At 52.7% G+C, this 17831-nt stretch carries 18 protein-coding genes; 10 read left to right on the plus strand and 8 right to left on the minus strand.

Features of this window, described 5'->3' with window-relative positions; all coding sequences use genetic code 11:
- Window positions 1-90: 90 nt before the first annotated feature.
- Window positions 91-1512, minus strand: a complete 1422-nt coding sequence (locus AAZR23_RS05655; protein WP_434691159.1) for an MFS transporter — start codon at window positions 1510-1512, stop codon at window positions 91-93.
- A gap of 133 nt (window positions 1513-1645) precedes the next feature.
- Here AAZR23_RS05655 and AAZR23_RS05660 point away from each other — a divergent pair, with 133 nt between their 5' ends.
- Complete coding sequence (locus AAZR23_RS05660) at window positions 1646-2443, plus strand: helix-turn-helix transcriptional regulator (protein WP_046893363.1); 798 nt, start codon at window positions 1646-1648, stop codon at window positions 2441-2443.
- A 40-nt stretch (window positions 2444-2483) separates the two neighbouring features.
- On the opposite strand, the gene pip is transcribed toward AAZR23_RS05660, so the two are convergent.
- Together pip and AAZR23_RS05670 are read right to left on the minus strand one after the other, a co-directional pair.
- Entirely contained in the window at window positions 2484-3455 is a 972-nt protein-coding gene (pip, locus tag AAZR23_RS05665) for a prolyl aminopeptidase (protein WP_434691163.1), read from the minus strand.
- Window positions 3456-3577: 122 nt separating this feature from the next.
- On the minus strand, window positions 3578-4765 hold the full coding sequence (locus tag AAZR23_RS05670) for an MFS transporter (protein ID WP_166707827.1): 1188 nt from the start codon (window positions 4763-4765) through the stop codon (window positions 3578-3580).
- Between the two features lie 117 nt (window positions 4766-4882).
- Here AAZR23_RS05670 and AAZR23_RS05675 point away from each other — a divergent pair, with 117 nt between their 5' ends.
- The 3 genes from AAZR23_RS05675 (at window position 4883) to AAZR23_RS05685 (ending at window position 8702) form a co-directional block, all read left to right on the plus strand.
- Entirely contained in the window at window positions 4883-5785 is a 903-nt protein-coding gene (locus AAZR23_RS05675) for a LysR substrate-binding domain-containing protein (protein WP_046893366.1), read from the plus strand.
- A 114-nt stretch (window positions 5786-5899) separates the two neighbouring features.
- Window positions 5900-7630: a GNAT family N-acetyltransferase gene (locus tag AAZR23_RS05680; protein ID WP_434691168.1), complete on the plus strand. Its 1731-nt coding sequence runs from the start codon at window positions 5900-5902 to the stop codon at window positions 7628-7630.
- A gap of 4 nt (window positions 7631-7634) precedes the next feature.
- The gene (locus AAZR23_RS05685; RefSeq protein ID WP_434691170.1) at window positions 7635-8702 is read left to right on the plus strand and encodes an alpha/beta hydrolase family protein; all 1068 of its coding nucleotides are present in this window, start codon (window positions 7635-7637) and stop codon (window positions 8700-8702) included.
- On the opposite strand, the gene AAZR23_RS05690 is transcribed toward AAZR23_RS05685, so the two are convergent.
- A complete protein-coding gene (locus AAZR23_RS05690; protein WP_218426103.1) occupies window positions 8693-9478 on the minus strand; it encodes a DJ-1/PfpI family protein in 786 nt (261 codons plus the stop codon). The two genes, AAZR23_RS05685 and AAZR23_RS05690, sit on opposite strands and share 10 nt — an antisense overlap.
- A 94-nt stretch (window positions 9479-9572) precedes the next feature.
- Between AAZR23_RS05690 and AAZR23_RS05695 the strand changes: the two genes are divergently transcribed.
- The gene (locus AAZR23_RS05695) at window positions 9573-10187 is read left to right on the plus strand and encodes a TetR/AcrR family transcriptional regulator (protein ID WP_166707831.1); all 615 of its coding nucleotides are present in this window, start codon (window positions 9573-9575) and stop codon (window positions 10185-10187) included.
- Between the two features lie 34 nt (window positions 10188-10221).
- Here AAZR23_RS05695 and AAZR23_RS05700 read toward each other — a convergent pair whose 3' ends face one another.
- Window positions 10222-11079, minus strand: a complete 858-nt coding sequence (locus AAZR23_RS05700; RefSeq protein WP_434691173.1) for a PhzF family phenazine biosynthesis protein — start codon at window positions 11077-11079, stop codon at window positions 10222-10224.
- A gap of 27 nt (window positions 11080-11106) precedes the next feature.
- Window positions 11107-11949 carry a PhzF family phenazine biosynthesis protein gene (locus tag AAZR23_RS05705; protein WP_046893371.1) on the minus strand — a complete coding sequence of 281 codons (843 nt, stop codon included), beginning with the start codon at window positions 11947-11949 and terminating at the stop codon, window positions 11107-11109.
- 100 nt (window positions 11950-12049) lie between these two features.
- On the opposite strand from AAZR23_RS05705, the gene AAZR23_RS05710 reads away from it, so the two are divergent.
- Entirely contained in the window at window positions 12050-12958 is a 909-nt protein-coding gene (locus AAZR23_RS05710) for a LysR family transcriptional regulator (protein ID WP_166707833.1), read from the plus strand.
- On the opposite strand, the gene AAZR23_RS05715 is transcribed toward AAZR23_RS05710, so the two are convergent.
- The gene (locus AAZR23_RS05715) at window positions 12955-14130 is read right to left on the minus strand and encodes an MFS transporter (protein ID WP_166707834.1); all 1176 of its coding nucleotides are present in this window, start codon (window positions 14128-14130) and stop codon (window positions 12955-12957) included. The two genes, AAZR23_RS05710 and AAZR23_RS05715, sit on opposite strands and share 4 nt — an antisense overlap.
- A 214-nt stretch (window positions 14131-14344) precedes the next feature.
- Here AAZR23_RS05715 and AAZR23_RS05720 point away from each other — a divergent pair, with 214 nt between their 5' ends.
- The 4 genes from AAZR23_RS05720 (at window position 14345) to AAZR23_RS05735 (ending at window position 16776) form a co-directional block, all read left to right on the plus strand.
- Window positions 14345-14749: an NUDIX hydrolase gene (locus AAZR23_RS05720; protein WP_166707835.1), complete on the plus strand. Its 405-nt coding sequence runs from the start codon at window positions 14345-14347 to the stop codon at window positions 14747-14749.
- Between the two features lie 88 nt (window positions 14750-14837).
- The gene (locus AAZR23_RS05725; protein ID WP_434691179.1) at window positions 14838-15674 is read left to right on the plus strand and encodes an AraC family ligand binding domain-containing protein; all 837 of its coding nucleotides are present in this window, start codon (window positions 14838-14840) and stop codon (window positions 15672-15674) included.
- A gap of 86 nt (window positions 15675-15760) precedes the next feature.
- Complete coding sequence (locus tag AAZR23_RS05730) at window positions 15761-16468, plus strand: AzlC family ABC transporter permease (RefSeq protein WP_052927627.1); 708 nt, start codon at window positions 15761-15763, stop codon at window positions 16466-16468.
- The gene (locus AAZR23_RS05735; protein ID WP_049245779.1) at window positions 16465-16776 is read left to right on the plus strand and encodes an AzlD domain-containing protein; all 312 of its coding nucleotides are present in this window, start codon (window positions 16465-16467) and stop codon (window positions 16774-16776) included. Before AAZR23_RS05730 ends, AAZR23_RS05735 begins: the two co-directional genes overlap by 4 nt.
- Window positions 16777-16838: 62 nt before the next feature.
- Here AAZR23_RS05735 and AAZR23_RS05740 read toward each other — a convergent pair whose 3' ends face one another.
- Complete coding sequence (locus AAZR23_RS05740; protein ID WP_166707837.1) at window positions 16839-17825, minus strand: ABC transporter substrate-binding protein; 987 nt, start codon at window positions 17823-17825, stop codon at window positions 16839-16841.
- Window positions 17826-17831 lie beyond the last annotated feature (6 nt).

Genomic DNA, 17831 nt, shown 5'->3' on the forward strand with positions numbered 1-17831 from the left:
TGCGGTTATTCGTACATTACGTGGTATCACACTGACTGAAAATACACAATTGAGGGTATTTTCTTTTTTTAATACATCCGTAATGATGAGTTACTGACGGGAGATTATTTCTGGTTTACGGACGCGCGTCAGCCGGTAAATCAGAAGTGCGGCGCAGAGTGCCATCAGGACATTAAACCCGAGACTGACACTGTAAACCGCGGCAGGAGCAGATAACAGTACGGTATCTCCGCTGTGCCTGAGCGAAAACTGCAAAATAACCGATACTGCGGTTGCACCGGCTGCCGCACCAATTTGTTGTAATGTGGCCGTCAGTCCGGATGCCATTCCGGCCTGTGCGGGCGTAACCCGGGACAGCACAATATTCAGCATCGGGGTCATAATCATGCCCTGAGTGAACCCGACCAAAAACAGAAACAGGCTGAGTACAGCACTGGTTGTGCTTTGCGGTAAAATATTCAGTCCGGCAATTAATAGCAGGTAACTGGCGGCATACCCTAATGCACCGTAATAAATCACCGGTTCGCCCAGCCTGATCGTCATTCGTGGTGTGATAAAGGAGGCAATGACAAAACCGATACTGGATGGCACAAAAATCAGCCCGGCTTCCAGTGGTGAAGCACCCAGACCGTTTTGCAGTAACAGGGAGAGTATCAGCGGAAATGCCGATGAGGTGGCATAAACACACAACACGACAGCAGTGCCGGTAACAAACGGCCGGTTACTCAGTACAGCAATATCAAACAGCGGCGTTTGTCCGGTGCGTGATAAATACTGCTCATAACGGACAAAACAGAACAACAGAACCATACCCGTAAGCAGCAATCCGGCACCGGAAAGTGTCAGGCCCCATACCGGTAACATCAGGAGTGGCAACAGAAAAGCAGTGATTCCGGCAGCTGATAACAGCACACCCGGCCAATCTGTGGTTAATTTCCCCGGTGCCCGGCCTTCCTGTAAATAGCGGGATAACACCAGTGCAAGTATACCGACAGGGAGATTAACCAGAAAAATCAGCCGCCAGCCCATATCAGCCAGATTCAGTGTGATGAGCCAGCCTCCCAGCGCCTGACCGGCAATTGCGGCCAGCCCCAGGGTCATGCCCAGCCAGCCGAAGGCTTTTCCGGCCTGTGTTTCATCAAAATTCAGGCGAATGCCGGCATACACCTGCGGGAACAATAATGCGGCCGCCAGTCCCTGAATAAACCGGGCAGTCACCAGTAATAACGCGGTCGGTGCGACGGCACACAATAAGGAGGCCAGCGTGAAAAAGGCCATTCCGGCCTGATATAACCGGCGGTGTCCGTAAATATCCCCCAGCCGCCCGCCGGTGATCAGCAGAAGACCGAATGCCAGTTCATAACCGGCAATAATCAGTGTCAGTTCCGTGAAACCGGCCTGTAAGTCGCGCTCTATACTGACAATCGCCACATTGACGACAAACAGATCAAAAATGGTGACAAATCCGGCGAGGACTAATACAAACAGTGCGATACGTTGTTGCTGATTCATGTTTTTCTCATTTTGCCATTTTTAAAAGCAGGAATGAGACTATAATCAGGCCGTTATCCTGTTACAATTTAACAGTTTATACTATTACTATTAATAACAGGCACTAAAGCAACATAACATAAGGCATCTGCTCATGAGTGACAATCCGCGCACCCGGCCGGAACTGGCTGATTTTTTACGGACAAAACGGGAAAGCCTGACCCCCGGATGTGTGGGACTGCCGCACACGTCACGCCGCCGTACTCCGGGTTTACGCCGTGAAGAAGTGGCGGCACTCGCCGGCGTGGGTCTGACCTGGTATACCTGGCTGGAACAGGGCCGTGAAATCGGCGTATCCGCCCGCTTTCTGGATAACCTGTCACGAACATTGCGCCTGAATGAAGCAGAACGCCAGCATCTGTATCTGCTGGCCCATCAGCGGGCACCCGAAGCGTCCGGTGATACCGAACATCAGGTGCCGCCGGTTATCACCCGGATGCTGGATGATTTTCCGGATAATTATCTCTGCTATGTGCTGAATCTGCACTGGGATGTACTGGCCTATAATGAAAAAGCAGATCGTTATCTGCACTTCTCTGATGCTCAGCCCGGGATGTGTAACTTTCTGTATTTACTGTTTACCGATCCCCGCTATCAGATCCGGTTTACGGACTGGGAAACGGATGCTCAGCGTCTTCTGGCCAGTTTCCGCCGTGATTATGCCAGAACCAAACATGACCCGAATATTCAGCGGATGATCACCGCGTTATGTCAGGAATCCGCTGTTTTTGACAAATTATGGAATAAACACGAGATCTATCAGCCCTGTAACGGTATCCGTGAAATCGAGTTCAGCGGCAGACGGGAAACTTATGAGTATGCCTCACTGACATTTGATATTGATAAATCCAACCGGTTACTGGTGTACACCCCGGTAACCGGTGAGGATTAAAGCACAGACGCGGCGGCAGGCAGTAATGCCACAGGGATTATCAGCATGCCGCTGCAAAATGGTCGGTTGCCCGCAGTAACTGATCCCGGATGCCCGGTTCAGACATCGCATGCCCCGCACCTTCAATCAGGTGCAGTACCGAATCCGGCCAGGCTTTGTGAAGATGCCAGGCAAACGTTGCCGGGCACGGCATATCATAACGACCGTGAACAATAATGCCCGGAATACCGTGTAACCGGTGAATATCGCGCAGTAACTGCCCTTCCTCCAGCCAGCACCGGTGATAAAAATAGTGATTTTCCAGCCGGGCAAATGCGATGGCGAAATGGTCATCGGTAAATTCGTCCAGATGTCCTGCATCCGGTAACAATGTGGTGGTTTTCCCTTCCCACAAGGTCCAGGCTTTGGCTGCCGTTAACTGAACCTGAATATCATCATCAGTCAGCAGCTTACGGTAGGCAGCGATCATATTGTGCCGCTCCTGCACCGGAACCGGAGCCAGAAAGGCTTCCCACTCTTCAGGGAACATCTGAGAAACACCAAATTGGTAATACCAGTCCAGCTCTGACTGTGTCACGGTATACACACCGCGCAAAATAATTTCACTCACCTGCTGCGGATACGTTTCACTGTATGCCAGCGCCAGTGATGACCCCCAGGAGCCGCCGAATACCAGCCATTTGCTGACACCAATATGTTTTCTCAGCCGCTCAATATCATCCGTCAGATCCCACGTGGTGTTATGGGCAATTTCAGCATGCGGTGTTGAACGCCCGCAACCGCGCTGGTCAAACAGCAGCACATCATAACGGGCAGGATCAAAATAGCGCCGGTATTCAGGGCTGATCCCGCCGCCCGGTCCGCCGTGCAGAAAAACAGCCGGTTTCGCGCCGGGTGTACCGGCTCGTTCGTAATAGATCCGGTGACCATGACCAACATCAAGAAACCCGGTTTCATAAGGCTCAATGGCCGGATATAACGTACGCAGTGTAGTATCAGAAGATGTTGTCATTGCAAAACCACCGGTTATCAGTCAACAGAACTTACCATCCTAATCAATAACCTGCATAAAAGACAAGCAGCCTGTGGTGATCACACCACAGGCTGCCCTGATATCTGACGTGTTTAATGCGTTCAGAGCGTCGTGCATTGCTCCGTATCTGACACGGTAATCTGTGGTTTTTTCCGGCGTAACGTTATCCGCAACACCACTAATCCGGCGGCGGCCACTGCTGCACCGGCATAACTGACACCGGCATAATCGCCGCCGTTTGCCAGCACTGAAGCCCCCAGCGCAGCACCAACCGCATTACCGAGGTTAAACGCGCCGATATTAACGGAAGATGCCAATGCCTGCGCCTCTGAGGCGACCTGCATGACTTTTACCTGAAGCGGCGGGACGATCCCAAAACTGGCCGCGCCCCAGATAACCAGCATAATTCCGGACGTGACACTGTCACGAGCCATCAGCGGAAACAGGACCATCGTCAGTGCCAGCAGTGCGAATAATCCGTATAACGTGCGGGAGACCGAACGGTTTGCCCATACACCGCCCAGATAGTTACCCAGCGTAAAGCCCAGCCCGACCAGTATCAGCATCATACTGATCTGTGTTTCCGGTACTGCGGAAATAAAGGTCAGCGCAGGTGCAATATAGGTATAAAACGTAAACATGGCACTGGCACCCAGTACCGTACACAGCATTGCCAGTAATACCGCCGGACGGGTCAGTACCTGCAATTCACGGCGCAGATTGAGCGCTTGACCCTGCATATTACGCGGCAGTGATCGCAGCAGCGCCGCCATTGTCAGCAGGCCGAGGAGACTGACCACAAAGAACGATTCCCGCCAGCCCAGTATCTGGGACAATTTAGTAATTGCCGGAACACCGCCGATATTGGCAATGGTCAGTCCCATAAACATACCTGCTATTGCCCCTGCTTCTTTACCTTTTGCCACCACACGGGTTGCCACCATGGCACCAATTCCGAAGAATGCACCGTGATTCAGACTGGTGATAAAGCGGGCGATCAGCAGCGTATTATAATCCGGCGCCAGTGCTGACATCACATTCCCTGCTGTAAAAATGCTCATCAGAAAAATCAGCGCGGCTTTCGGCGAACGGCGGATCAGCAGCAGTGTCATCACCGGTGCCCCCAGCATCACACCCAGTGCATATACCACCACCAGCATGCCGGCGGCAGGAATAGAAACACCGAGTGATCCGGCAATTTCCGGCAGCATTCCCATCGGGGAAAATTCCGTTGCCCCGATGGCAAATGCGCCTACAGACAGGGATAACAGAGCAGTATTTGTTCGCATAATGTCCTCAGAATAAAAAAAACAACGTCACTGTGTTGTCAGGACGGCGATTCTGCCACATTGATTTTCGCGGGAACAGCCGTTAATCTGCAAAAAACAATTGAGTAAAACGCAATAATGAAAATCACACTGGAAGAAATGCGGGCATTTATCGCGGTGATTGACTGCGGCTCAGTGACTGCCGCCGCCGCGCAGAGCGGATTGACGGTTTCAGCGGTCAGCCGTGCCCTGCTGCGCCTTGAAGAAAAGATGAACAGCACCCTGCTTTACCGCACCACGCGGCGGCTGAAACTGACTGAGGAAGGCGCGCTGTTTCTGCAAAAAGCACGCGATGTGGTACAACTGGCACAGGAAGCGGAAGATGTGCTGATGAACCACAAAGAAATTCCTTCCGGCACTTTGCGGGTCGATGCTTCAACGCCTGTTCAGCTCCATGTGATTGCACCGCTGGTCACACAATTCCATGAACGTTATCCGCAAATCCGCCTTGAACTGACTAACTTTGAAGGCATTACCAATTTACTGGAAAAACAGACGGATATTGCATTCCGTTTCGGCCCGCTGGCCGATTCGTCTCTGCATGCCACGCTGATGGGATACACCCGCCAGCGGGTTCTTGCCAGCCCCCGCTATCTTCAGCAATACGGTGAGCCGAAAACACCGGAAGATCTGGCACAGCACACCCTGCTGGGATTTATCGCGCCGGAAAATCTGAATATCTGGCCGCTGTATAACGGCAACAAAAAGGGACTGAAAATTACGCCATCACTGGCGGCAGGCAGCGGAGAGATCATCTGTAACCTGGCGCGTTCCGGTGCGGGAATTGCCTGTATTTCCGATTTTGTAACCCATGAGATGCGTGAAAACGGCGAATTTCGTCAGATTCTGACGTCGTATACCTATGAGCATAAACAGCCGGTTAATGCGGTTTATTACCGGAGTCAGGCACTTTCTCCCCGTCTGCGCTGTTTTATCGATTTTGTCCTGCAACACAGCCGGAGTTTCATGCAGGCCGGTTAATCTGAACACTACCTTAAGCCATTGATGATACGGCACCGGATCCGCTCGACAATATTTTTCAGCACATTTAGTCTTAAAATAAATCTGCCCTGTAAAAATAAGAGAGAACCGACAATGCAAACGGCACTGAATGCGCTGACAGCGGGCTTTTCACCGGATGAACCCGGTGTTATCGTCATGGTCCATACTGATAATGGTGCAACGTGGCACAGTTGCCGGGGTATGGCGGATGTGGCAACCCGCACGCCGGTAGTACCGGAGACTATTTTTAATTTAGCCTCCGTTTCCAAGCAGTTCACTGCTTTTTCGCTGCTGTTGCTGGTTCAGGAAGGTAAGATTTCCCTCAGTGATTCCGTTTTATCCGTTTTGCCTGAACTGGGTGAATACGCCCGTCCGGTAACATTGCGCCATCTCCTGCACCATACCTCCGGGCTGAAGGACTATATGGATCTCGCGTTTGCCCGCAAAGTGGGTTTTTATGATCCGCTGACACCGCAGGAAACCCTGGCTGACCTGGTCAGTCAGACTGAGGCAGATTTTCCGCCCGGTACCCGCCATGATTACAGTAATACCGGCTATTTTTTGTTATCGCAGATTATTGAGCGGGTCAGCGGGCAGTCGTTTGCTGATTTTGCCCGTGAGCGGATTTTTGCACCGCTGGCGATGGATAAGACCTTTATTGTTGAGCAATATCCGGCACCGCAAATCATTGCAACCGGTTACGGCAAAACCGCCGGTCAGTGGCGGATTTCCGAAAGTCCGTGGACACATACCGGTGACGGTGCGGTGCATTCCTGCGCGGCTGATTTGATGAAATGGGGTGAAAACTACCGCACCGCCCGTGTCGGCGGCTCTGCACTGATACAGCAGATGACAGAAACGCTCTCCCCGCAGACAGAAAACGGCACGCCCGTTACGGACTATGAACCTTATGCAGCCGGGTTATATACCCTGCAACATTTCGGTGAACTGAGTCTGGAACATGCCGGAGGCTGGATGGGGACCAGCACGTACTTTATCCGGCTGACAAAATCGGATACCACCATCGTTGTTTTATCCAACAGTGAAGAGTGTGATACCGAAACACTAGCCAGGGCAGCCGCAGCGGCTTTTCTCAGCCCGGCATTCCCCGCGGTTATCACTGACCACTGGGATGCGGAATACCGGCGTGGTGAAGTGCTGGCAGAATCCGCCTTATGGCGGCTGATGTGCAGAACTGATTTGGAAACAGGCTATGATGCGCTGTGGTTACGGCAACCGGGATATAACCGTATTCATATTTCTGCTGAACTGGCACAACAGCTTGCACTGACCCCGGAACAGCCGGTATCACGGGATGAATTTCTTTCTCTTGCGGAACAGGCCGGGCTTCGCTGGCAGTATGCGGATCAGTTTTTTTATCTGACTGAAGCTGCGGAAGCAGCTCAGAAAGGTGCTGTGATCCCGGGTAATGTCCGCATGCTGACAGAAGCAGACCGGGATATTTTTGCGCAGTTTTGTGCCCGGAATAATGATGAAGATGCGGATATCGCCGGAGTGGAACTGACACATCCGCGGGTCACAGGTGTTTTTGCGGAAGGCCGGCTGGTTGCCGCCGCCAGTGCCTGTCAGTGGGAAGATTCGTTATTGCAGGATATCGGTGTACTGACCGATCCCCGTTACCGCAGACAAGGATTTGCCCGTCAGGCATTGCTGGCGCTGAACCGGGTTATTCTTGAGGCGGGTTTAAAACCGCAGTACCGCTGCCAGACCGATAACATATCTTCCCTGATCCTCGCGCAACAGAGCGGATTTACACCGTTCGCGCAATGGGATTTTCTTTTATGCGAAGACGAAGAAGAGTAACAACATGATAGCGCGTTATATCCGCCGGACGCTTACCGGGCTCGCTCTGCTGTTACTGACGGCCGGGCTGATATTGTTCTTTACCAGTCATCTTGATGATTTTGATTTCGATAATGCCATCACTGAAGAGCTGACCTTTACCTCACAGGGAATTACCCTTTCCGGTACCCTGCTGCTGCCCGGTAACGGACAGCCGGCGGCGGTTGCCGTGATTATACATGGTGATGGTCCGCAGGACCGGTACTCAGACAACGGATATAACCCGTTATTTAACGCTCTGCTGGATGCCGGTGTTGCGGTATTTTCCTGGGATAAAGCCGGCACCGGCAACAGTCAGGGAAACTGGCTGCATCAGTCCATGGATGATCGCGCTGAGGAAGCCGTGGCCGCACTGACACTGATACAGACACGCTATCAGAACACCCCGGTGCAGATTGGTTTTCTCGGCTTTTCTCAGGCCGGATGGGTGATCCCGGTGGCAGCGGCACAATCACAGCCCGCTTTTTCCGTAATTATCGGCGGTGCCGTGAACTGGCGGGACCAGGGGCAGTTTTATCAGAGACTGCGCTACGCACAGCAGGGAAAATCGCAGGAAGAAATAACACAACTGCTGGCCGCAGAACAGGCGGATAATGACCGGATATTTGGTGCCGGCGGCTCAGAAGACCCGGCAGAGCGCAGTGATATGACACCGGATCGCTTTGCGTTTGTGGTCAAAAATTACCTGAGTGATGCTTCACCGGCGATCCCGCAGATGAACGGCCGGGTGCTGGCCGTATGGGGTGCGGAGGATCTCAACGTGGATGCCCTGCCGAACGCCTGCCGTTATCAGTCTCTTCTGAAAAATAACCCGCAGGCAAACGTTATTGTCTTTCCGCAGGCCGGGCATGGTTTATTACAATCCCCGGCATTTAATTATCAGCTCAGCAGCGACTGGCCGGTACTGCGTCAGTGGCAGTTCCTGTACGCCGGACGGGAAGCCTATTATCCCGGGGCATTGTCTCTGATCACTGACTGGATCAAAAACAAAACCCCGGATTTAACAGCCTATTATCCGGCTTGTCAGTCCTGAATCATCTGCTGAAAGCGGGCATATCCCCGCTTCGCGGCGTCGTGATATTGCCGGTTCAGCGGTGCGGTCATACTTTGCGAAATGGCGGTCATTTCCGGCCCTGCAAGTTCCGGTGACCCGGTGCGGAACGGCGGACGCGGATCGTATTCAATCGCCAGTTCAACCAGCGCAGCCATCTCCTCGCCCCGCAGCGCTTTCAGCACCAGCAGTGAAGCATCAAAAGAGCCGGTTGCCGGGCCGGAGGTATATATTGTCCCGTCGATCACCACATCACTGCCGCCGACCGCAACAGCGCCGACATCCGGCAGCATCGGCACCACATTGCTGTTACTGGTTGCCCTTTTACCCTCGAGTAACCCGGCTGTACCCAGCATCAATGAACCGTAGCAGGTGCCGATAACGTATTTTGCCTTTTTGCCTGCCTGCGCAAAAAAGCGGATGACTTCCGGGTCTTCAATCACTTCCGGCGGAACCATCCCGGTCACCAGTACATCCAGATCGTCCGGACACTCATCAAACGTCATTGTCGGCATTGTCGGCCAGCCGATATACCCCTCCACCAGTTCGCGGCGTTTCCAGATAAAACAGATTTCCGCCCCGGCGATCGTAAAAACGGACTGTGCGCCGTTGATATCCATAGGCATATAGCCCGGGCAAACAAAAATCCCGACTTTCAGTAATGCAGGCTGTGATGCACGTCCGGCCGCAACCAGAGCCTGAATGGAGGGCGTGCTCAGCCCGTAAATCGTATCAACCGCATAATCATGATCAGACATCAAAATACTCCGTGAATGGCATTTATTTACTAATCGGTAAAATAATACATGCGGTACAATGATGTAAAATGTTTTTATACTGATCGGTAATAAAATGGCACAAAAAGGCAGACCACGGAATTACGACAGTGCCGCCGCACTGGATAAAATCATGGCGCAGTTCTGGCGCAAAGGCTATACCGCAACGTCTCTTGATGAACTGGCCGCAGAAACGGGAATGAAAAAACCCAGCCTCTACGCCGCTTTCGGTAATAAAGAGCGGCTTTATCAGCTGGCGATGGACAGATTCGGTGAGACAGCACAGGCGCATTACACCGCTGCGCTGGCACCGCGCACTCCCGGAGAGCCGCTGGCTGCCCGTCTGACCCGCTGGTTACAGGCCACCGTCACGCTGTATACCGGAGAGCATGGCCCGGCCGGATGTATGGTGTTATCGACAGCAGCTGCCGAAGTGAATGACCCGGCGATCCGCAAACGCCTTCAGGAAGTGATTGCGGCACAGGAAATGATGGTGCTGGATTGCCTGAATGAAGAGAAAAACGCACTGCGCGATCCGGATTCCGCCCCGCTGCTGGCAAAAACACTGACGGCTTTTCTGCACAGTATTTCCCTGCGCGCCCGGGCCGGTGAAAGCGCGGATCAACTGGCGGAGATGGTACGTGCCGGTCAGAGCGTACTGCAACCGGCACTGAAATCACCGGCGGAATAATCCCCGGCCGGTGACTTTGTTTAGTAACATTATTTCAGCGCAGTGACACCTGTCCCCGGATACAACCGGTCACCGCACCGCCGACCCAAATTCCGTCCGCATCCTGCCGGACACTCAGCCAGCCGTCACGTTTCACACTCTCGCCCTGACGCGCCAGATAGTGCGCCGGTAATGTGCCGTTGCTGATAAGCCACTGTGCCAGCGCTGCGTTCAGGCTGCCGGTTACCGGATCTTCCGCCCCTCTGCGGTTAATAAATGCCCTTACCGCAAGTAATGCTTCGTTGCCCGCCGGATATCGGGCACACACGCCGATTTTATACAATGCCTTATTACCGGACTGGCTGAGCAGGCCATAATCCGGTGTGATCGCCAGCAGACGGGCAACGGAATCCACTTCAACTCCGGTCCATGCCGGGCCGTTATCAATATATTTTGCCTGCAAAATGGCGTTCCGGGGGATGCCGTAAGCCAGTGCAACCGTATTGCACTCGTCTTCGGTCAGATCCCGTTCATTAATCATCGGCGGTGCGGCAAAGGCGGTTCCCTGTTCAGACTGACGCAGTGTGATAAGCCCGGCGGCACATTCCTGAATGATATCCCGCGTTTCACTGAATCCGGTATGCTGCTTCCAGACATGACAACTGCCCAGGGTCGGATGTCCGGCAAACGGCAGTTCGCCGTCCGGCGTGAAGATACGGACACGGTAATCCGCCTGCGGATTCTGAGGTTTCAGCAGGAATGTGGTTTCACTGAGGTTTGTCCAGCGGGCAAAACGGTGCATTTCTTCATCGCTCAGATCATCCGCATCCGCCACAACGGCCAGAGCATTCCCCAGCAGCGGGACATCAGAAAAAACATCAACCTGATAAAAATGATGGGTTTTACTGTTCACGGTTAATATCCTTTGATTCAGCTTTGGTCAGCGCAGAGTTGCTTGTCCGGTGATTACACACGTCACATCTCCGGCAACCCATACCTGTCCCGCTTCCTTAGTGACAAATATTTTGCCGTCACGGTTGATAACCTGTCCCTGACCGGCGACATAGCGCTCCGGTAAAATACCTTCACCGATCAGCCACTGGGCAAGCGAAGCATTAAGACTGCCGGTCACCGGGTCTTCTTCTGACAAAGAACAGCATAATGCACGAACTTCCAGTGCAACCGGCCCGTTCTGGTCATCATACAACGCGCAAAGACCGATATCGTACCCCTTCAGCAGAGAATAATCCGGCTTCGCAGCCAGCACTTTCTCCACGGACGTCAGTTGCAGCCCAATCCATCCGGGGCCGTTATCAACCCAGGCGGTGCGCACCACATCTTCATCACGCAGCCCCAGCGCTTTGACAATATAAGCCACCTGCTGCGGATCAGTATCCCCGCCGCGCAGCAATGCTGGTGCGGCAAATGCCAGCCGGTTATCCTGCTGACGGATCGTCACCGGACCGACACCGCACTCCTGAATGATATCGCGTGTCTCTGTAAACTGCTGCGTTTCGCGCCAGACATAACAGGTGCCCAGGGTCGGATGCCCGGCAAACGGCAGTTCGCCGTCCGGCGTGAAGATACGGACACGGTAATCCGCCTGCGGATCCTGCGGTTTCAGCAGAAACGTGGTTTCACTGAGATTTGTCCAGCGGGCAAAACGGTGCATTTCTTCATCCGTCATATCATCCGCATCAACCACCACCGCGAGGGCATTCCCCAGCAGCGGGACATCAGAAAAAACATCAACCTGGTAAAACTGATAAGTGCGGGTATTCAACGTTATTATCCTTTTTATATGGTAACAGAGCAGACAAGATGATTTTTATCACAGAAAACGCTTATGATGAAACGATTAGCAATCACAGTAAAAACTGATTATGCAGAAAACAGATTCTTTTTCCGGTATTACCGCCTTTGTGGCCGCCGCTCAGAGCGGCAGTTTTACGGCGGCAGCAGACAAACTGGGGATCACAAAATCAGCCGCCGGTAAACGGATAAGCCAGCTGGAGGCCGCGCTTGGTGTCAGTTTATTTCAGCGCGGCAACCGCCGTATTACCCTGACCCCGGCAGGAGAACGATATCTGACCCGCTGCCTGTCGGCACTTGCCATTCTCGGCGAGGCGGAAGATGAAATCAGTGAGCAGCAAACCACCCTGAGCGGCCGGTTACGGATTGATTTACCCGCCGCATTCGGCCGCCGCCGGGTGATGCCGGTACTGGAAAAACTGATGGCTCAGCATCCGCAACTGATGATGAGTGTCTCTTTCCGTGAACGGTTTATTGACCTGGCGGAAGAAGGCGTTGATCTGGCAATCCGCATCGGTGAACCGCCTGACAGCAGCCATCTGGTTGCCCGGCAGCTGACTACTCAGACCTCGGTGTTATGTGCCGCGCCGGATTATCTGGCGCGGGCAGGTACGCCGGCGGATACCGGTGAACTGATGCAGCACCGCTGTATTACCGGATTCCGCCGCGATAAGCCGTTTTACTGGTCACTGCATAATAACGGGCAGCTTTTACGTATCATCCCGCCGCCGTTTTATGAACTGGCAGATGGTGATGCCATGCTGGCTGCGGTACTGGGCGGACACGGAATCGCCCAGCTGCCGTTATGGATGATCGGTGATTATCTGGCTGACGGGTCGCTATGCCGGGTACTTCCCGCCTGTGACGGCGCACAGACCCCGGTGCATATTCTCCGGCCGCAGATGCCGCAGTTACCGGCCAGAACCCGCTGTGTGACAGATGCCCTGCTGGCTGCTGCCCGCCGGGGTGCGTTTGATTAACCGGCGCGGCAGATGGTGTGTGCCGCCGCCTGCTGCCGGACTTTCAGTCGTACCGTGATAAACGCCGCCGCGGCAAATACAATTCCTGCCCAGATAATAGTGTCGACACCAAAACTGCGGATCATTCGCCCGCCTGCTATCGCCCCCAGGGTGATCCCGAGATTGGAAAAACCGATATACAGGCTGTTGGCAAATTCCGGTGTATTTCCGGCCTCACGCAGCAGCCAGGTCTGGCTGACGATCAGCCCGGATGTATGCAGTATTCCCCAGAGCACCACCACCGGCACCATCAGCCGCGGCGAAGTACCGCACAACCAGACGGCCAGGTAAATCAGGATAAACAGCAGCGGATACAATGACGTGGTTTTAATGACATTACGCTGCAAATAGCGGCTGAAAATAAAGTTACCGAAATAGCCGCTGATACCGAACACCACCAGTAACGCGCTGGTCATATTATTGGAAAAACCGGTAATTGTGACGAGATAATCGGCGATATAGCTGAACCCTGCAAACATCGCAGAAAAGATCAGCGTCACTGCTGCAATACTCAGCCACACGTCCCGGCGTTGCAGAATCGCCAGCTGTTCCTTCACTTTCAGCGCCTGTGTCACCGGCAGTGACGGCACAAACAGCGCGATCCCCGTAAAAGCGACCACACTGGTCAGCGCCCCGAACCAGAACGCCGCACTGAGTGTAAAAATTTCCGCAATAAAAGCACTGAGCGGCATCCCCAGTACCATACCGACAGCCACCCCGGAAAACACAATTGCAATCGCATGAGCAGATCGTGCAGGCGGGACCACATTAGCCGCCACCACCAGCGCAATGGCAAAAAATACTGCGTGTGTCAGCGCAGGCAGAATACGGAAAAAGAGAATTACATCATACTGATGCGTAATAGCATATGCGATATTGGAAACAATAAAGATCGCCATAATCACCAGTAAAACTGTTTTGCGGTTATAGCGTCCCAGCATCAGCGTGATGGCAGGCCCGGTAATGGCCACCACCACCGCATAGATACTGACCAGGAAACCGACCTGTGGTGCCGTGATCTGTAGTTGTTCCGTCAGTTGCGGCAGCAGACCTATCACCGCCACTTCAGTGGTAATGACACCAAACACCGCCAGTGACAGAGAAAGTAAAATCAGCATAACGTTATTTTTCATAGAGATACCCGCAGGAGACACGATGTGTGTCCCTGATATAAATAATGTGAATTAAAAGTGCGGATATATCCGGTGCTTATCCTGCCAAATCTGCGATCCGCACGGAAGATCAGTCACGGAAACTGTCAGTAGCAAAAAAGTTGACACTGACCTGAACGCACAGTGTCATAATGGCTGCAAAGCACACATTCACCCCGGTGATAAAGGAACTGCGATGACCGCAAAAATGATCGATAAACTGGCGTTAATCACCCTGAAAGACGGCAAAGTGGCGATGGTACGCTCCCATAACAAAACTCTGTTCTACGCGCCGGGCGGCAAACGTGAAGCCGGCGAAACGGATGAACAGGCGCTGTGCCGTGAAATTGATGAGGAGCTGACGGTCACCCTGAAACCGGACACCATTACGTTTTACGGAGAATTCACCGGACAGGCGGATGGCAAACAGGACGGTACACAGGTGCGTATCCGCTGTTATCAGGCGGAATTTACCGGCGAATTACAACCGGCGGCAGAAATTGCCGAGCTGGACTGGCTGGACAGCTGCGATCTGCCCCGCTGTTCCCTGGTGGCTGCACTGATTATCAACGACCTGGCAGCACGAAAACTGATCGGCTGATATACCGCAACTGAGCAATTTTGTACAAGACAGAGCGTAAAACCGCGCGATAATAACCGGTTACAGTAAAAGCAGAGCAGGACACACCATGCAGAGTGACGGACATTCCCGCGAACAGGCGGACTATTTTCATCTGGACGATTTTTATGGTCTGGGGATGATCTCTGCCCGTTACTATCAGCAAAAATTCAGCCGTCATACCCACGAAGGATTTTGTATCGGCGTGATTGAAGAAGGTGTTCAGCAATTTTTCCGCACCGGCAGTAATCATTATGCCCCGACCGGCGATATCATTCTGGTGAATTCCGATGAAATTCACACCGGTTCTGCCGCGCTGGAAAGCGGCTGGGCCTACCGCGCGATTTACCCGACACCGGAGATGCTGAATACGCTGATGCAGGATCTCAAATCTGCCGATCAGGGGTTTGTACCCTGGTTTTCTCACGCCGTAGTGCATGACCCCGGCCTGGCGGCACAACTGCGACTGCTGTTTGATGTCCTGATGAAACCTGATAACCGGCTGCTGAAAGGCTCTCTGCTGCTCTCAACACTGGCCTGGCTTATCACCCGCCACAATAAAAGAGGCTTTAGCCCGGCGGAGATCACCCCGGCGGGTCAGCGTTTGCAGCATATTGCCGAAATGATGAACAGTCATCCGGAAACTGATTATTCTCTGGATGAGCTGGCCGCGATGGCCAATCTCAGCCCGTGGTATTTTTTGCGCCAGTTCCGCCGGCGTTACGGCATGCCGCCTCATGCCTGGCTGATTCAGGCACGTCTGCGCAAAGCACGGCAACTGCTGCAAACCGGCGGCCGCCCGGCGGATGTCTCTTTGCAGTGCGGGTTTACCGATCAAAGCCATTTTACCCGTCATTTTAAACGGGCGATGGGCGTCTCGCCGGGCAAGTTTATGCAGCACCGCTGAGCCTGCTGAACAATTTTGTACAATCTTTTTGCTGCCGCGTCATGGCAGAGTATCCGGACTGTTTTACGCTGTACGGATAATAAAAAATGACAACCACAACTGCATTACCCGCCGCGCCGCTGAAAGACTTTTTCACCGGTGCACTGCATATGACCCCGCTCAACCTGGCTGTGGTGCCGTGGGCGATCCTCGCCGGATCAATGGCGGTGGACAGCGGCCTGACCTTTGCGCAAAGTGTGGCGATGTCCGCCATGGTATTTGCCGGTGCCGCCCAGCTGGTGACACTCGGCCTGCTTAACAGTGGTGCAGGCGTGATCACTATTCTCGTTTCCGTCTTTTTTATCACCTCGCAACATCTGCTGTACGGGCTGACACTGCGCCCGCATGTACGGCCGTTCTCTCCGCTGCAACGGGCCGGTATCGGTTTTTTACTGACGGATGAACTGTTTGCTGTCAGTGTCGCCGGGCGTCAGCGCCTGAGTTTTGCCTATCTGTTCGGTGCCGGGCTCAGTTTTTATTTGGTCTGGGTGCTGGTCAGTATCCTCGGTATTGTGCTGGCACACAGCATCAGTGACCTGAGCCAGCTCCGGCTCGACTTTTCGGTGGTGGCGACTCTGCTGGCGATTGTGGTCCCGCTGATCAAATCCAAAAGCGCACTTGCCGGGGCACTCTTCTCCTTTGTCGTCACGATTATTCTGACCCGGGCCGGTATTCAGGGCAGCGCGGTAATTGCCGGGGTCAGTGCCATGCTGCTGGCCGTTCTGCTGGGACGTAAATGGGGGGATGTAAAATGAGCTGGGGATTAATATTCGCACTGACACTGATGTTATTCTCACTGCGCTTTATTTTTCTGATCCCGGGATTACCACTGCGGTTGCCGGTTTTTATTCAGCAGGCACTGACTTATTCCGCACCCTGCCTGCTGGTGGCTATCTGCGCGCCGATTGTATTATTAGAGGAACAGCAATTCCGCGATATCAGTGATAATCCGTATTTATGGGGTACGCTGTTTTGTATTATTGCGGCACGGCTGATTAAAAATACTCTGCTGACTGTCGTACTGACACTGGTATTTTTCTACACCCTGATTTATCTGTTCTGATGGTTTAACAGTCCGCACCGGAAACCGGTGCGGACATTCGTCATTATTACTGTTTTTGTGGATTATTGTTTTTGTGATTTACTGTTTTCGTGAATTTCTTTTGCCAGTACCGGCAAAATATCAATCGAACGCGGGCCCGGAACTAATTCAGATAAATTAACTTTAATATAGTTTTTATTTTTCACGGCTTTTACGCCCTGCATTTCCGGCATGGATTCGATAAATGATACTTTCTGGTCATAATCATCGTCATTACGGAAGCCTTTATAGACAGGAATAATGATCACTTCCGGATCAGACATGATCACATCTTCCCAGTTACCGACCGCCCAGGTTTTTCCGGTATTTTTACCGGCAAAAATATTTTTAACGGAGATCAGTTTCAGCATCTCCGTCGTATAACCATCAAAGAAGGTATACGGTTTACCGTCCTGAGAATCAAAAATAAAGGCGGTTTTTTCCGGATAGCGCTGAATCTGACTGATAACCGTCTTCAGTTTTTCTTTCTCTCCCGCCACGTATTTTTCAGCCGTCTCTTGCACACCAAAGATCTCACCAAATTTCAGCATATCGTTAAAATAGGTATTCACATCTGCTTTCGGTGATGTCATGGATTCCGGTACATAAACGGCAACGCCTTCCGGCACAATTTTATTAGCTTCCAGTGCCAGTTTTGAGAACGAGTTTGCCCAGCCGGTCGCAAAATCCGGTTTAACGGACATAAAAACTTCGTAAGACGGCCATTTTTCCGCCAGAACAGGAATTTTGTCATACGCTGCTTTTACCGGCGGATAAATCGGCTCTTCCAGGAAAGCAGTGCCGACCATACGATCACCCAAATCCAGCGCCAGCAGCATTTCGGTGGTGATCTGACTCAGAGACACAATACGCTGCGGGGATTGCTCAGGTTTAAAGTGATATTCATTGCCATCCAGTTTTGCACTGAATTCAACCGGGACATAAGCCGGATCGGTTTTATTTTCAGCGTTTGCTGTTGCAGAAAACAGCGCGGAGATAACTAAGGTACTCAATAATAATTTTTTCATCATTCCCTC

This window comes from Morganella sp. Je.2.23, from assembly GCF_051129855.1.
GTDB classification, from domain to species: domain Bacteria; phylum Pseudomonadota; class Gammaproteobacteria; order Enterobacterales; family Enterobacteriaceae; genus Morganella; species Morganella sibonii.

Bases quoted from the DNA above. Each gene is read 5' to 3' on its own strand.
- AAZR23_RS05740 (WP_166707837.1), bottom strand. From the start codon at position 17,825: ATGATGAAAAAATTATTATTGAGTACCTTAGTTATCTCCGCGCTGTTT.
- AAZR23_RS05680 (WP_434691168.1), top strand. From the start codon at position 5,900: ATGCAAACGGCACTGAATGCGCTGACAGCGGGCTTTTCACCGGATGAA.
- AAZR23_RS05655 (WP_434691159.1), bottom strand. From the start codon at position 1,512: ATGAATCAGCAACAACGTATCGCACTGTTTGTATTAGTCCTCGCCGGA.
- pip (WP_434691163.1), bottom strand. From the start codon at position 3,455: ATGACAACATCTTCTGATACTACACTGCGTACGTTATATCCGGCCATT.
- AAZR23_RS05690 (WP_218426103.1), bottom strand. From the start codon at position 9,478: ATGTCTGATCATGATTATGCGGTTGATACGATTTACGGGCTGAGCACG.
- AAZR23_RS05710 (WP_166707833.1), top strand. From the start codon at position 12,050: ATGCAGAAAACAGATTCTTTTTCCGGTATTACCGCCTTTGTGGCCGCC.
- AAZR23_RS05735 (WP_049245779.1), top strand. From the start codon at position 16,465: ATGAGCTGGGGATTAATATTCGCACTGACACTGATGTTATTCTCACTG.
- AAZR23_RS05670 (WP_166707827.1), bottom strand. From the start codon at position 4,765: ATGCGAACAAATACTGCTCTGTTATCCCTGTCTGTAGGCGCATTTGCC.
- AAZR23_RS05695 (WP_166707831.1), top strand. From the start codon at position 9,573: ATGGCACAAAAAGGCAGACCACGGAATTACGACAGTGCCGCCGCACTG.
- AAZR23_RS05715 (WP_166707834.1), bottom strand. From the start codon at position 14,130: ATGAAAAATAACGTTATGCTGATTTTACTTTCTCTGTCACTGGCGGTG.
- AAZR23_RS05725 (WP_434691179.1), top strand. From the start codon at position 14,838: ATGCAGAGTGACGGACATTCCCGCGAACAGGCGGACTATTTTCATCTG.
- AAZR23_RS05730 (WP_052927627.1), top strand. From the start codon at position 15,761: ATGACAACCACAACTGCATTACCCGCCGCGCCGCTGAAAGACTTTTTC.
- AAZR23_RS05685 (WP_434691170.1), top strand. From the start codon at position 7,635: ATGATAGCGCGTTATATCCGCCGGACGCTTACCGGGCTCGCTCTGCTG.
- AAZR23_RS05720 (WP_166707835.1), top strand. From the start codon at position 14,345: ATGACCGCAAAAATGATCGATAAACTGGCGTTAATCACCCTGAAAGAC.
- AAZR23_RS05675 (WP_046893366.1), top strand. From the start codon at position 4,883: ATGAAAATCACACTGGAAGAAATGCGGGCATTTATCGCGGTGATTGAC.
- AAZR23_RS05660 (WP_046893363.1), top strand. From the start codon at position 1,646: ATGAGTGACAATCCGCGCACCCGGCCGGAACTGGCTGATTTTTTACGG.